Origin of the sequence: Borrelia venezuelensis, from assembly GCF_023035835.1 — a bacterium.
Classification (GTDB): Bacteria; Spirochaetota; Spirochaetia; order Borreliales; family Borreliaceae; genus Borrelia; species Borrelia turicatae.
In genome coordinates, this window is sequence record NZ_CP073220.1 from 505,371 (window position 1) to 519,299 (window position 13,929).

General features: G+C 30.8%; 21 protein-coding genes. 20 read left to right on the forward strand and 1 reads right to left on the reverse strand.

The annotated features are described in order from the left end of the window. Position 1: 1 nt before the first annotated feature. The 18 genes from rplX to bvRMA01_RS02565 all read left to right on the forward strand — a co-directional run bounded on the left by rplX (position 2) and on the right by bvRMA01_RS02565 (position 10,510). A complete protein-coding gene (gene rplX / locus bvRMA01_RS02480; RefSeq protein WP_011772436.1) occupies positions 2 to 307 on the forward strand; it encodes a 50S ribosomal protein L24 in 306 nt (101 codons plus the stop codon). Between the two features lie 3 nt (positions 308 to 310). Continuing rightward, entirely contained in the window at positions 311 to 859 is a 549-nt protein-coding gene (gene rplE, locus bvRMA01_RS02485) for a 50S ribosomal protein L5 (protein WP_247031932.1), read from the forward strand. A 14-nt stretch (positions 860 to 873) separates the two neighbouring features. Next, positions 874 to 1,059 (forward strand): type Z 30S ribosomal protein S14, encoded by a 186-nt coding sequence (locus bvRMA01_RS02490; RefSeq protein ID WP_247031934.1) that lies wholly within the window; start codon positions 874 to 876, stop codon positions 1,057 to 1,059. A gap of 9 nt (positions 1,060 to 1,068) precedes the next feature. Further along, positions 1,069 to 1,467 (forward strand): 30S ribosomal protein S8, encoded by a 399-nt coding sequence (gene rpsH, locus bvRMA01_RS02495; protein ID WP_011772439.1) that lies wholly within the window; start codon positions 1,069 to 1,071, stop codon positions 1,465 to 1,467. A gap of 19 nt (positions 1,468 to 1,486) precedes the next feature. Continuing rightward, positions 1,487 to 2,029 carry a 50S ribosomal protein L6 gene (rplF, locus tag bvRMA01_RS02500; protein ID WP_247031936.1) on the forward strand — a complete coding sequence of 181 codons (543 nt, stop codon included), beginning with the start codon at positions 1,487 to 1,489 and terminating at the stop codon, positions 2,027 to 2,029. Between the two features lie 17 nt (positions 2,030 to 2,046). Continuing rightward, entirely contained in the window at positions 2,047 to 2,406 is a 360-nt protein-coding gene (gene rplR / locus bvRMA01_RS02505; protein ID WP_011772441.1) for a 50S ribosomal protein L18, read from the forward strand. A gap of 11 nt (positions 2,407 to 2,417) precedes the next feature. After that, positions 2,418 to 2,912, forward strand: coding sequence for a 30S ribosomal protein S5 (gene rpsE / locus bvRMA01_RS02510; RefSeq protein WP_247031939.1), 495 nt, complete (start codon positions 2,418 to 2,420; stop codon positions 2,910 to 2,912). 3 nt (positions 2,913 to 2,915) lie between these two features. After that, complete coding sequence (gene rpmD, locus bvRMA01_RS02515) at positions 2,916 to 3,227, forward strand: 50S ribosomal protein L30 (protein ID WP_011772443.1); 312 nt, start codon at positions 2,916 to 2,918, stop codon at positions 3,225 to 3,227. Continuing rightward, a complete protein-coding gene (gene rplO, locus bvRMA01_RS02520; RefSeq protein ID WP_011772444.1) occupies positions 3,220 to 3,657 on the forward strand; it encodes a 50S ribosomal protein L15 in 438 nt (145 codons plus the stop codon). Before rpmD ends, rplO begins: the two co-directional genes overlap by 8 nt. A gap of 12 nt (positions 3,658 to 3,669) precedes the next feature. Next, positions 3,670 to 4,974, forward strand: coding sequence for a preprotein translocase subunit SecY (secY, locus tag bvRMA01_RS02525; protein WP_247031941.1), 1,305 nt, complete (start codon positions 3,670 to 3,672; stop codon positions 4,972 to 4,974). Positions 4,975 to 4,983: 9 nt separating this feature from the next. Continuing rightward, positions 4,984 to 5,097, forward strand: a complete 114-nt coding sequence (gene rpmJ / locus bvRMA01_RS02530) for a 50S ribosomal protein L36 (RefSeq protein ID WP_002557090.1) — start codon at positions 4,984 to 4,986, stop codon at positions 5,095 to 5,097. A gap of 9 nt (positions 5,098 to 5,106) precedes the next feature. Further along, positions 5,107 to 5,484, forward strand: coding sequence for a 30S ribosomal protein S13 (gene rpsM, locus bvRMA01_RS02535; protein ID WP_011772446.1), 378 nt, complete (start codon positions 5,107 to 5,109; stop codon positions 5,482 to 5,484). Between the two features lie 30 nt (positions 5,485 to 5,514). Continuing rightward, positions 5,515 to 5,904, forward strand: a complete 390-nt coding sequence (gene rpsK, locus bvRMA01_RS02540) for a 30S ribosomal protein S11 (RefSeq protein WP_011772447.1) — start codon at positions 5,515 to 5,517, stop codon at positions 5,902 to 5,904. 15 nt (positions 5,905 to 5,919) lie between these two features. After that, positions 5,920 to 6,951: a DNA-directed RNA polymerase subunit alpha gene (locus bvRMA01_RS02545; protein ID WP_041178486.1), complete on the forward strand. Its 1,032-nt coding sequence runs from the start codon at positions 5,920 to 5,922 to the stop codon at positions 6,949 to 6,951. A gap of 18 nt (positions 6,952 to 6,969) precedes the next feature. After that, a complete protein-coding gene (gene rplQ, locus bvRMA01_RS02550) occupies positions 6,970 to 7,344 on the forward strand; it encodes a 50S ribosomal protein L17 (RefSeq protein WP_247031951.1) in 375 nt (124 codons plus the stop codon). 71 nt (positions 7,345 to 7,415) lie between these two features. Beyond that, on the forward strand, positions 7,416 to 8,957 hold the full coding sequence (gene rny, locus bvRMA01_RS02555) for a ribonuclease Y (RefSeq protein WP_119024172.1): 1,542 nt from the start codon (positions 7,416 to 7,418) through the stop codon (positions 8,955 to 8,957). After that, entirely contained in the window at positions 8,947 to 9,738 is a 792-nt protein-coding gene (locus bvRMA01_RS02560) for a TIGR00282 family metallophosphoesterase (RefSeq protein ID WP_247031953.1), read from the forward strand. The genes rny and bvRMA01_RS02560 overlap by 11 nt, the downstream gene beginning before the upstream one ends. Further along, the gene (locus tag bvRMA01_RS02565) at positions 9,719 to 10,510 is read left to right on the forward strand and encodes a TlyA family RNA methyltransferase (protein WP_011772452.1); all 792 of its coding nucleotides are present in this window, start codon (positions 9,719 to 9,721) and stop codon (positions 10,508 to 10,510) included. Before bvRMA01_RS02560 ends, bvRMA01_RS02565 begins: the two co-directional genes overlap by 20 nt. Here the strand turns inward: bvRMA01_RS02565 and bvRMA01_RS02570 are convergent. Beyond that, a complete protein-coding gene (locus bvRMA01_RS02570) occupies positions 10,507 to 11,265 on the reverse strand; it encodes a GerMN domain-containing protein (protein WP_011772453.1) in 759 nt (252 codons plus the stop codon). The genes bvRMA01_RS02565 and bvRMA01_RS02570 overlap by 4 nt on opposite strands. An 86-nt stretch (positions 11,266 to 11,351) precedes the next feature. On the opposite strand from bvRMA01_RS02570, the gene der reads away from it, so the two are divergent. Beyond that, the gene (der, locus tag bvRMA01_RS02575; RefSeq protein WP_247031955.1) at positions 11,352 to 12,668 is read left to right on the forward strand and encodes a ribosome biogenesis GTPase Der; all 1,317 of its coding nucleotides are present in this window, start codon (positions 11,352 to 11,354) and stop codon (positions 12,666 to 12,668) included. Then, positions 12,665 to 13,924, forward strand: a complete 1,260-nt coding sequence (locus bvRMA01_RS02580) for a hypothetical protein (RefSeq protein WP_247031957.1) — start codon at positions 12,665 to 12,667, stop codon at positions 13,922 to 13,924. Before der ends, bvRMA01_RS02580 begins: the two co-directional genes overlap by 4 nt. The last annotated feature ends 5 nt before the right edge of the window (positions 13,925 to 13,929 follow it).

The window sequence follows — 13,929 nt, forward strand, 5'->3', positions numbered from 1 at the left end:
TATGAAGACGAAGTTGAAAGTAGGCGATAATGTAAAAATTCTTTGTGGTAAGGATAGAGGTAAAACGGGTGAGGTTGTTAGCATAGATAGGAAAAATCTTAAGGTTATTGTTAAGTCTTGTAATATGGTTAAGAAGGTTGTCAAGGCAAGAACTCCTCAAGAAAAGAGCAAGATAATTGATAAGGAAGCACCTATAGATATTTCAAATGTAATGTTATTTTCAAGTGGTATAGCTTCAAGAATAGGGTTTAAATTTGAAAATAATGAAAAAAAGAGATACCTTAAAAAGAATGGGGAGAATGTTTAGCTTATGAGTTATGTTCCTGCGTTAAAAAAGCATTATAAAGATAATATTATAAAAGAGCTTGTTAGTGAGTTCCAATATAAATCTATTATGCAAGCTCCAAAAATAGAAAAAATTATTGTTTCTATGGGAGTTGGTGATGCTGTTAAAAATAAAAAGCTTTTAGATTCAGCTGTTTATGAGCTTAGCCAAATCACTGGTCAACGGGCTGTTAAGACAAAGGCCAAAAAAGCCATTGCTGGGTTTAAGATTAGACAAGGTCAAGCGATAGGCGCTAAGGTTACTCTTCGCGGTGATATTATGTATGAGTTTTTATATAAACTTATTAATTTGGCGTTACCTCGTGTTAAAGATTTTAGAGGTGTAAATGGCAATGCATTTGATGGCAATGGTAATTACTCTTTTGGAATAGCAGAGCAAATAATATTTTCTGAGATAGATTATGATAAAATAGAGAGGATATCTGGCTTGAATGTTACAATAGTAACTACGGCTTTAAACGACAGAGAGGGTAAAGCTTTGCTTTCGAAGTTTGGTATGCCATTTAGTAATTAAAGGAGTTTTTATTTATGGCTAAAAAATCAATGATAGTTAAGGCCTTACGAAAGCCAAAATATAAAACGAGACAAAAAAATAGATGTAAGTTATGTGGGCGTCCAAAGGGGTATATGAGAGATTTTGGTATGTGTCGTATATGCTTTAGGAATCATACATCTGCAGGATTAATTCCTGGTGTCTCAAAATCAAGCTGGTAAGGAGAATTTATGGCTGTTACGCATTCAGTGGGAGATATGTTAACTAAGATAAGAAATGCAAGTAGGGTTAAGCATGAGTCTGTAGACTTAAAGATGTCTAAAATAAATAAATCTATCTTAGACATTCTGAAGGAAGAAGGATATATTAAGAATTATAATATCTTTGATAAGAAAGGCATTTCTTTTATTAAGGCAATACTAAATTATGATAATAAGAGAAATCCGGCTATAAATAGAATAGATGCTATTTCGACTCCTGGTAGAAAAGTTTATTCTTCATACAAAAATATGCCAAGGATAAAGAATGGGTATGGCATATTAATAGTGTCTTCTTCAAAAGGTGTTATTACTGGCAAGCAAGCCAAAGATAATAAAGTAGGTGGTGAGCTAATTTGCTCAGTTTGGTAAGGTTAAGAGGTAGGTAAATATGTCACGTATTGGTAAACTTCCTATAAAGATAGTTGATTCTGTGAAGGTTGATATTAAAGACAACATAGTAACAGTTGAAGGCAAGAGAGGCAAATTAAGCCAAGAACTAAAGAGTAGCATTAAGGTTAGAGTTAAGGATAGTAATATTATTGTTGAGCGTTCTTTTGACGATAAACAGACAAGAGCTTTTCATGGACTTTATAGAAGTTTAATTTCTAATATGGTTAAGGGAGTATCTGATGGATTTTCAAAATCTCTTACTATTAGTGGTATAGGGTACAGGGTTGAGCAACAAGGAACAAGTCTTTTTTTTAACTTAGGATATTCAACTCAATTTGAGTATGTGATTCCCGAAGGAATTAATATTCGACTTGATGGTAATACCAAAATTGCTGTTGAGGGTATAGATAAGTGTAGCGTTGGACAGGTTGCTGCTGAGATTAGAGGTTTGAGAGTGCCTGAACCATATAAGGGTAAAGGAATTAAATATGATAATGAAGTAATCAGACGCAAAGTAGGGAAATCAGGAGTAAAAAAATAGGTTTTAGGTGAGTATTTATGAAAAAAGTAAAAGAAGCTGAAAAAAGAAATATAAAGCGTAAAAAGAGAATAAGAGATAGAATTGGATTTGGTGTTGCAGATAGGCCTAGGGTTACAGTTTTTAAGTCCAATAAATATTTTTATGTTCAAGTCATTGATGATGTGGCGGGTCATACTCTTGCAAGTGTTTCTACTATTGAAAAAGATCTTAAATTGAACAAAAATATTGATGATATAAGGAAACTTGGCGAAGTTCTTGCAAAGAAACTTAAAGATAAAAACATAAATAAACTTATTTTTGATAGAAATGGTTATAAATATCATGGTCTTATTGCAAGTTTTGCAACTTCTTTGCGTGAAGCCGGTATTGATGTTTAGGGGGAATTATAGTGGAATCTCAAGTTCATAAAAAGCAAATAGAGAAATTGATATCATTAAGTAGGGTGACTAAAGTTGTAAAGGGTGGAAGAAGGTTTTCTTTTTCTGCTTTTATGGTTGTTGGTGATGGCGAAGGTCAAGTTGGCTGGGGATTTGGTAAGGCCAATGATGCTAGTGATGCAATAAAGAAGAGTTTAGCGAGTGCTAGAAAAAATTTAAGGGTTATTCCTATTAAAAAGGGCACTCTTCCTCATATGATCATTGGGGATTTTAAAAAAGCCAAAGTTTTAATTAAGCCAGCAACTCAAGGTACTGGTATTATTGCAGGTGGACCTGTTCGTGCTGTCATGGAAGCTTTGGGAGTTCATGATATTTTAAGTAAATCTCTTGGTTCAAATAATTCTATGAATGTGGTAAAGGCGACTTTTAAAGCATTTGACTTGGTTTTAGATGCTAGAAAAGTAGCAAAAATAAGAGGTAAAACTTTAAGGACTTTATGGGGTTAGTTTATGATTAAGAGAAAATTGCGACTTCAGCTTAAAAAGATTAGGTTTAAAGCCTCAAGATCTAGGTTGAAGAATAAGGCTTTTATTAAAAAGATGAAAAATAATAGAGAAATTCTTATTAAGAGCGATATTAAGATCGAGGTTGAGCTTAAGAGAAGTCTTATTGGGAAATTAGACAGTAAGGTTAAGACATTGAAAGCTTTGGGTCTTAAGAGAATAGGAGATAAAAAAGTTCATATTTTAAACAAGTCTCTTCAAGGGATGCTTAATAGTGTAATTAGCATGGTTTTATTAAGTGAGGTAAAGAATGATTAAGCTAAGGAGACCTTTAGGAGCTAATAAGTCTCGAAAAATTGTTGGTAGAGGGCCAGGTTCTGGTCTTGGGAAGACCTCTGGGAGAGGACAAAAGGGACAAAAAGCTAGAAATAATTCGCCAAGGATTGGTTTTGAAGGAGGACAAACGCCTCTTTATAGAAGACTTCCAATAAGAGGTTTTTCCAATCATGATTATAAGGTAAAGTATGAGATTGTAGGACTTGGGGATATAGATAGAAAATTTGAGGATGGAGATTTAGTCAATTATAATACTTTGTTACAAAAAGGGCTTATAAGTAAGAATAAAAAAAATATCAAGATTTTGGCTAATGGCGAGCTTACTAAGAAAGTGAATTTTGAAGTTTCGCGTATTTCAAAGTCTGCTGAAAAATTGGCAACGAAAATTGGTTGCAGTATTAAATTGGTTTAAAATGGTAGTGAAATGAAAGGTTTGTTTTTTAATTTATTTACAATTAAGGATTTAAGGAGCAAATTTTTATTTACTCTGTTTATTCTTTTTATTTTTAGAGTTGGCTCTTACTTGCCAATACCAGGGATAGATCCTGTGGCGCTTAGAAGTTATTTTAAATCCCAGTCAGATTTTTCAATTACTAATTATTTTGATTTTTTTTCAGGTGGTGCTTTTAGTAATTTTTCTATATTTATGCTTAGCATAGGTCCTTATATTTCAGCATCAATTATTATTCAGCTTCTTGTTTATTCTTTTCCTTCTCTTAAAAAGATACAAGAAGGGGATAATGGAAGAAAAAAAATAAAAAAATACACAAAATATTTAACAATTGTTGCGGCTGTAGCCCAAGGATATGCCACTAGTCTTTATGCTAAAAGCATTCCAGGTGCACTTAATATGCCTTTTTATAGATATATTTTTATTGCTATTTTAACAGTTACAACAGGCACATTTGTTCTTTTGTGGCTTGGTGAACAAATTAATCAGAGAGGAATTGGGAATGGTGTATCTTTAATAATTTTTTCAGGAATAGTGGTTAGACTTCAAGCGGCTTTATTTAATCTTTTTCAGAGCATGCGAGATCCATCTCAAAATGTTAATCCTGTCTTTGTGATACTGGTATTAAGTGTGTTTATTTTGGTTGTTATATTGATCATATATGAATATAAGGCGCAAAGACGAATTGCTATTCATTATGCTAGAGCAAATTCAAGGAATACAGTTAGTTCATATTTACCAATTAAGCTTAATCCGTCAGGTGTTTTGCCTGTTATTTTTGCATCTGTGCTTATTACCTTGCCTTTGCAAATTTTGAGTGGATTTGCTGGAACTTCTGTTCTCTCAAGACAAATTTTATCTTATTTAAGACCTAATGGGCTTTATTATACTTTGTTGAATGTAGTCTTAATAATAGGTTTTACATATTTTTATTCAAAGATACAATTAAGTCCAAAAGATATAAGTAATAATATTCGCAAAAATGGGGGAACTATTCCAGGTATAAAGGCGGATGAGATGGAGGGTTATTTAGATAGAATTATGAATAGAACATTATTTTCAGGTTCTATTTTTTTATCTATTATTGCAATTATTCCGTTTTTAGTGCAGAATATTTTTAGATTTCCTTATGATGTCTCAAGGATTATGGGTAGTTCTTCACTCCTTATTATGGTAGGAGTAGCTCTTGATACATTAATTCAGATTGATGCATATTTAAAGACTCAAGGATTATCTCGTGGGCCTGGCAAAAAGTATGCTTTTTTGCAGAAAATTTAGGAGTAATTTATGAAAGTTAGGGTAAGTGTAAAGCCAATTTGTGAAAAATGTAAAGTGATAAAGAGAAAAGGTGTTTTAAGAATTATTTGTGATAATCTTAAACATAAACAAAGACAAAAATAAGGGGAAAAAATGGCTAGGATAGCAGGAATAGATTTGCCAAATAACAAACAACTTCAAATAGCTCTTACGTCTATTTATGGTATAGGAAGAGCTAGAGCTTTAGAAATTTGCAGAAAAACAGATATTTTACCAGAAAAAAGAGCTAAAGATTTGGATAATGATGAAGTTAATAAGCTTAGAAAAATAATTGAAAGTGATTATGTTGTTGAGGGAAAGCTTAGAAGTGAGTTAGCTATGTCTATTAAGAGGCTTATGGATATTGCATGTTATAGAGGCCTTAGACATAGAAAAGGTTTACCCTTAAGAGGTCAAAGAACTAAAACTAATGCAAGAACCAGGAAGGGAAAGAGAAAGACTGTGGCTAATAAGAAGATGGCTGCTAAATAAAGTTATTTTGCTTATGGAGGAGAGATAAGTTTGAGTGCAAAAGTATCAACTAATAAAAAAAAGGTAAAAAAAAATATTGGTGAAGGCAATGTTTATATACAGGCTACTTTTAATAATACCATCGTAACTGTATCAGACATAAGAGGAAATACTTTAGCTTGGGCAAGTGCAGGTGGAATGGGTTTTAAGGGTGCTAAAAAATCGACTCCTTATGCTGCTCAGATGACTGCAGAATCGGCTTTAGGTAAAGTTAAGGATTTTGGTATTAATTATGTTCATGTTTTTGTTAAAGGTCCGGGAATTGGTAGAGAGTCTGCCATACGAACTGTTGGATCAACAGGTATAATTGTTAAATCAATCTCAGATGTTACTCCAATACCGCATAATGGGTGTAGACCTAAGAAAACTAGACGAGTTTAGTTAGAGGAGCTATTGATGTCTTTAGGAAAGCTTTTGAAAGATTTTACTATACCTGATAGGATTGAGTTTGTAAGAGGAGAAGATGATAGTTCTTATGGAAAATTTATAATGTATCCTTTTGAGAAAGGTTTTGGTGTTACTATTGGGAACACTTTAAGGCGAGTTTTGCTATCTTCTATTGAAGGGTATGCTATTTCTGCTATGAGGATTCAGTCTAATCAAGGTGGGTCTTTAAAGATTGTTTCAAGTGAATTTGATTTAATACCAGGTGTTGTAGAGGATACTCTTGAAGTAATTGCTAATATTAAGAATATTCACTTAAAATTAGATGAGGGAGTTAATAGTACTACAATAAGTCTTTCTGTTAATGGAAAAGATACTAATGTTTTAAAGGCAGTTCATCTTGAAAGAGAGGGTGTTGAAGTTTTTAATAAAGATTTAGTTATTGCTACGCTTTCAAGTGAGGCAAATTTGGATTTTGAATTTCAAATCAATTATGGGAGAGGTTATGTTTCTTCTGAACAGAATGCTAAATATTTAGAAGAAGTTAATACCATTGCACTTGATTCTATATTTTCTCCAATAGAAAAGGTTACATATTCTGTTGAAGATACTAGAGTTGGACAGAGGTCTGATTATGATAAACTTGTTATGGAAATTTGGACAACAGGTGTAATTAGTGCTAAAGACGCAATTAAAAAAGCGGCTTCTATAGTGAGGGACTTTTTGCTTCCATTGGTTAATTTTGAAGATAAGGTTGTACATTCTGTTGAGAATTCTGAACTTAGAGATTCCGATATACTTAGCATAAATATTGAGAAATTAAATTTATCTGTTAGATCTCTGAATTGTTTAACCAAGGAAAATGTTAAGACTTTAGGAGAACTTATTAGCAAAAGTGCAGAGGATCTTTCGAAGGCAAGGAACTTTGGGAAAAAAAGTTTGGAAGAAATAATTGAAAAGCTTAACACTTATGGATTATTTTTGGGAATGTCTAAGGCAGAAGCTCTAAAAATATTGAATAAAAACGATAAAATATCTCATTAGAAGGGAGATCATTGTTATATGAAGACTAAGGTAGGATTTAATAGGTTAGATAGAAAGTCAAGTCATAGAAAGGCGCTTTTAAGAAATATGGTAATTTCTCTTTTTAGGCATGAAAAAATAATTTCTACTAAAGCAAAATTGAGTGAAGTTAAGAGATTTGCTGAAAAATTAATTACTAGGGCTAAAGTTGATAGCGTGCATAATAGAAGAGAAGTATCAAAGTTTATACATGATAAATATATTCTGAATAAATTATTTACTAGGATTTCCCCTATCTTTAAAGAAAGAAAGGGTGGGTATACTAGGGTTATTAAGCTAGGACAAAGGTATGGGGATGCAGCTGAAATGGCAATTCTTGAACTAGTTGATAAAACCTTAGAAGAAAAGCAATAGTCTTACGTATTAAATATATCCTTCTAAAGGGTTTATATTTAATTGGTTTGGTAGAATAGGGGGTAAATTGTATGTCATATATTACTTTTTCTTCTATTCTTGCTGGTGTTTTAGGTATTGTATTAGGTTTTTTAATAAGAATTATTTTAGGTAGATTTTCTTTATTAAATTTAGATAAAAAGCTAAAGAAAGTACAAGAAGAGGCAATCGTAGAGATAGAAAATGAAAAAAAACGAGTTATTTCACATGCAAAAGCTCAAATGCTTAAAGAGAAGAACCAGCAGGATAGGGAAATAAGGGAGCGAAAAAATGAGGTTTTTAATTTAGAGAGAAGGTTATTACAAAGAGAAGAGACTTTAGATAAAAGAATATCAGCTCTTGATAAGCAGCAAAGTAGGATTGATTTTAAGCTTAAGGAATTTGAGCAAAAAGAAAAAATCATACGAGATAAGGAATTATCTCTTGTTAAAAAGTTAGAAAATATTGCTGGTCTTACAAAAGAAGAAGCAAAAAAGATTGTAATTGAAAAAGTTGAAAATGAATCCAAGAGAGATGCTCAAATAATTATTAATAAAAGTGAGCAAGAGGCTCAGCTTTTAGCAGATAAGGTAGCTAAAGATATATTAGTCTCTACTATGCAACGTATAGTAACAGAGGTCAGCTCTGAGTTTACAGTTACTTCTGTTGAGCTGCCTAATGATGAGATGAAAGGTAGAATTATTGGTAAAGAAGGACGTAATATCAGGGTTCTTGAAACATTAATAGGTGCAGATATTATTATTGATGATACTCCTGAGGCTGTTGTTATATCGTGTTTTGATCCAGTAAGAAAGGAGATAGCAAAAAGGACCCTTGAAAGACTCGTTGCAGATGGGAGAATTCATCCTGCAAGAATTGAAGAAATTGTTTATAGTGTTACTAATGAGATCAATAATATTATTCTTGAGGAAGGTGAAAAGGCAGTATTTGATTTAAATATACATGGATTTGACAAAAGGCTTATTAGAGGTCTTGGAAGGCTTTACTTTAGAAGCAGTTATGGTCAAAACGTTCTAAGTCATTCAAAAGAAACAGCAATAATCGGAGAAATTTTAGCTAAAGAAATGAAATTAGATCCTGTTGTTGTCAAGAGAGCATGTCTTTTGCATGATATTGGAAAGGGTATGGAAAGTATTTCTGAGAATAGTGAGGGGCATGCTATTACGGGTGCTGAGCTTGCTCAGAGTTGTGGAGAGAGCGATATTGTTGTTAATGCTATTGCTGCACATCATAATGAAATAAAGCCTGAAAGTTTTGAGGCTATCGTCGTTCAAATAGCTGATGCTATTTCTGCATCTCGTCCTGGTGCAAGACGTGAAAGTTTGAACAATTATATAAATAGACTTAAGAGACTTGAAGAGATTGCATATGGATTTGAGGGTGTTCAAAAGTGTTATGCAATTCAGGCAGGTCGTGAAGTTAGAATCATCGTTGACAATTTATTAATTAATGATGAAAAAGCTACTATGCTTGCAAGAGATATTGCAAAGAAAATAGAAGTTGAGATGAGATATCCTGGTAAAATAAAAGTTACTATTATTCGTGAAACTAGAGTTATTGAGTATGCAAGATAACGGTGTGATTAGAGCGTTAATAATTGGAGATGTCATAGGTAATGGGGGTCTTAAAAAGGTTTTTTTTAATCTTAAAAATCTTAAAGAGAAATATAATATAGATTTGACAATTGTCAACGGGGAAAATTCTTCAGGTGGTTTTGGAATTACTCCAGAGATAGCAGAAAATCTTTTTAAGGCAGGTGTGAATGTTATTACTACAGGTAATCATGTTTATGCAGATCATAGTATAAGGGAATATTTGGATAAACAGGAGTATATTTTAAGACCAAATAATTTTTCAGATCTTCTTGAAGGACATGGGTATTGTATTTTAAATGTTAAAAATGAAAAAGTTGCTGTTATAAATATTCAGGGATTTGTAGGAATGACTTTCATTGTTAAAAATCCTTTTGAAAATATAAAGAAAGTTGTTAACATGATTAGAAATAAAGTTAAAACTATTTTTGTTGATTTTCATGCTGAGAGTAATTATGAGAAAGAGAGTTTTGGATATTTTTTGAACGGATTGGTAACTGGAGTTGTTGGTACGCATACACATATAATGACGCAAGATGAGAGAATTTTAGATAAGGGGACTGCTTATATTAGTGATCTTGGGATGACAGGTAGTTTGAATTCTGTAATAGGGTTTAATCCCGAGATTTCTCTTAAAGGATTACTTGAATATGTGGCTTTACGAACAGAAACTGTTGAAGAGGATGTGATTATACAGGGCGTTGTTATTACTTCTCATTTAAAAACAGGACGTGCTTTGAAAATTGAAAGAATACAGAAATAGTTTATTAAATGTACTTTGCAAGAATTATCCAGGTTTAACAAGAGAAGAACTTAGAATTTTAATTTTGACCGGCAGGGTGTATGTCAATTCTCACAAAGAAAGAAATCCTAAGGTTTTGCTGTTAAGAAATAGTAAAATAAACTTAATAGAGAGTGAGTCTAGGCAATTTGTTTCAAGAGGAGGTCATAAACTTTTTGAATCTTTAGAAACATTTAAAATTACAGTTAAAGATAAAATCTGTATAGATGTTGGTGCTTCAACAGGTGGTTTTACAGATTGTCTTTTGCAAGAAGGTGCAAAGTTAGTCTATGCAGTTGATGTTGGATTTAATCAGCTATCTTATAAGTTAAGAGTTGACCCAAGGGTTAAAGTTTTTGAAAAGACTAATATTTTTGCTATTAAACAATTTGACATACAACCTAATTTAGCCGTTATTGATGTTTCTTTTAGATCTGTAATTAGTATATGTGCAAATTTAATTGATAAACTTTCTGATAAGCTTATCGTTGTTCTTGTTAAACCTCAATTTGAGCTTAAAGGATTAAATTTAGATATAAAAGATTTTAATGGTGTAGTTGGAAAGAGATATCTAAGTAAGATATTAAATAAGGTAATTAAAAAGTTTTATGATAATAATCTACAAATTAAAAATATATTAAAACTTGCAACCAAAGGACGGAAAGGAAATCAAGAATTTATGTTTTTGGTTGTTAAAGATAATTCAATGAATCTTATGCAATCTCTTGCCCTTCTTGATGATATTAATTTTTAATATTTTGCGAGTTTTTTGTTATCTAAGATTCCTGAAAAGTCTAAATTTAAATCTTCAAGTATTATTGGGTTGTTTTCAACTTTTAAAGTTATTCCGTTGATTCCTTGAATTTCAAGACATGTTAAAATAATTTGCTTGACCTGATTAATTGTTCCTTCTACTCCAAAACTATTTTCATAAAATTCTTTAGATAAATTTATGTGAGCAATTCCATCATTTATACTTAAGTTTAATACTTTGGTGTTGATAGGAATTAAACTTAAGAAATTATTTTTAAGTTCATATTCATTAGGACCGTTAATTAGTGCTTTTAATGTTTCTTTGAGAATGTTTTTATCATATTGAATGGTTCGCTTAATCCATTGTTTTAAAAAATGTCCCTCAGCGGTAACTTTTATAAAATATAGTTTAACTTCTTTTTTGTTTTTTAAGTATTTTTGTTCTTGATATTTAAATTCTTCTTCAATTTTTTGTATTTCAGGTGGCTTTATTAAAAATTTTTCATTGTTAAGTATTTTAATAGTTTCATTTTTTGTATTCTCTAGTTTTGCTTCTATCTTATTAGGTTTTGATTGGCTAAATTCAAAATTGTCATTATTGTTAATTTGTTCATTGAATATGTTTTTAATGAGTGAATTTTTAATTATTAGTAATAAGCAGAGTCCTGTTAAGAATATTGCAAATAATACTAAAAATATATCTATTTGATTAAAGCTACTTGTTTTTCGTTTACTATTTCTTTTTTTCCTTATCAATTGGACGTCCGTTTATAATTGGCATAAAGCTGTAATATCTGATATTATAATAGAAAAACATACATAAGGAAAGAGGCAGTTTAGCTTTGATTGGTTCTAAAGTTCAAGATTATAAAAGTGTTCTTATTGTTGGAAGACCAAATGTTGGGAAGTCTACTTTATTTAATAAGCTTTTAAGCTCAAATAGAAGTATTACTGATGAAATTTATGGAGTTACTAGGGATTTGATAAAAGAGATTTGTACAGTAGATTCTTATAAATTTTATTTGATTGATGCTGGTGGATTTACCCTTTTAAGGGATGAACTTAGTAGAGTTGTGGTTAATAAAGTTATAAGCTTGCTTGATAGCATTGATTTGATCTTGTTTGTTTTAGATGTAAATGAAATTTTATCAGAAGATTATGAGCTTATTGAGAGGTTAAGAAAATATAGTGATAAGATAGTCTTGGTGTTAAATAAAATAGATAGTCATCATAAGCAAGCCTTAACTTATGAATTTCAAAATTTAGGTTTTCAAAAGAGCTTTTTAGTTAGTGCGACTCATGGAAAAGGAGTGAATAGCTTAAGAATTTTTTTGAAAAATTCAGTAGGCAAATTGGCAATTGATGATAATGTTGATGTTAAGATTGGCCTTATAGGGAAGCCAAATTCAGGCAAATCTACTCTTATTAATTTTTTAGCAGGACGTGAAGTTTCAATTGTGTCTCGGGTTGCTGGGACTACAAGGGATTTTGTTAAAGCAAGATTTCAAAGGAATGGTAAAACATTTGAGCTTATTGATACTGCTGGAATAAGGCGGCGAGCAAGGGTAAATGAACTTATTGAACATTATTCTGTAAGTAGAGCTTTAAGAGTAATTGATATGGTAGATATTGTCTTTTTATTAGTTGATGTTAAAGAAGACTTAACGGCGCAAGATAAGAAAATTGCTCATTATGCAACTAAACGGGGTAAAGGGATTATTATTGTGTTTACCAAGTGGGATCTTGTAAAATCAAAAAGCGGTTATTTTGAGGCTTTAAAAAATCGTGTTAAGTTTTTTTTCCCAATTTTAAATTTTTCTCCCATATTAAGAATATCTGCTCATAAAAGAGAGGGGGTAGATAATCTTTTTAAAGAAGCAATTAAATTAAAAAAACAACTTGAACTTAAAATAAGTACTGCTGATTTGAATAAGATGTTGAGTTTATGGATTAAGGATTATCATTTGAATGCTTCACATAAAGTGAAATATATAACTCAGATTAGTGTTAATCCTGTTAAGTTTATTTTATTTGCGAATAAAATAACTAATTTTCCAAATTCTTATTATAATTATTTAGTAAATAATATTCGTAAAATTGGTTATTATAATATTCCAATTTTAATAGAACTGAGAGAAAAAACAAGAGACTTAAAGTGAGATATATATTTTTATTTTTGATAGTTGCTAATCTGAATCCCTTTGCATTTGAGAATTTTTTTTATGATTTTAGTGTTAGAGCAAATTATGCAAAATATTTTAATTCGAGGAATACTGCTTTTAAGATAAAACCCCAAAAATATTATATTTCAGATGATTATTATGTTGAAGTATCAAATTCAATATTGGGAGATTATGCTTACTATTCTTTTTTTAATCGGAAAAATGGTGCGTCTTATATTTTTCCAGGCTCTTATGTAATTAAAGTTGGAAGATATGGTATTGAACAGATAAAGATATTTTTTCTAAATAGAGCAGATACTTTTATTAGAATAAAGGCAGGTGATGTTCATTCAAGTGCTGATTTTTATTTAATTAATACTTTCATTTATAAAGATATTAAATTGCCTTTTAAAATTAGTGATATTGCTACTGGTTCTTTTTTAGAAATAGTTAAATATATTAGTAATTTTATTGATTTTGAACTTTTTAGACCTAGATCCCTTGAAGCTTATGATAATATTTCTAATATTGTTGACAGCCTGAGAGCCTTTTTAAAGGTTTCTCCTTTAATATTTGAAGTACATGATGGAGCAATGAATGAACTAGGTGAAATGGTGTATATTAGAACGGGTGAACCTCAAAGAGAACCTATAGGATTTAATTGTTCTGGATTTGGTAAATGGGTAGCAGATTCAATGTATAAGGCAATGACAGGAAAGCTTTTAAAAATAAAGGATCTTAAAGTTAAGCATATTGGAATTAGAGGTAATAGTTTTACGAAGTATTATGAATTTAGTAGGGATCCATTTTTTGGACTTGATTGGACTCGTAATATTGCCTATAAACTTAAAAATGTTGATGCTAATCTAGACTTATCTAGGGTTAAGGAGTTAGATGTAAATAATATTGGTTTTCTTAAGTATATTGAAAACCGTGGATATGAGATTGATAATTTAGAGTTTATTTTGTATTATTTAGCTGTTAAGGAGCCTGGTCATATGTATTTTGGCTCTTTGAATACAACAATTAATGGATTTCCAGGAAAAGTTTTTCATAAACATGTTGTTGTGTTATTTCCATTTATTGATAGAGAATCTATTTTTAGAGTATCTTTAATGGAAATTAATGATGAAACTTCAATTAAATCACTTAGAGGTAGATATCCAAATTCATATATTCATTTAGTTAGGGCCAAAGTTCCAAAGAATATATCTATAGTGCCAATACCCAAAAGGATAAATAAGGATAAATAATTAGA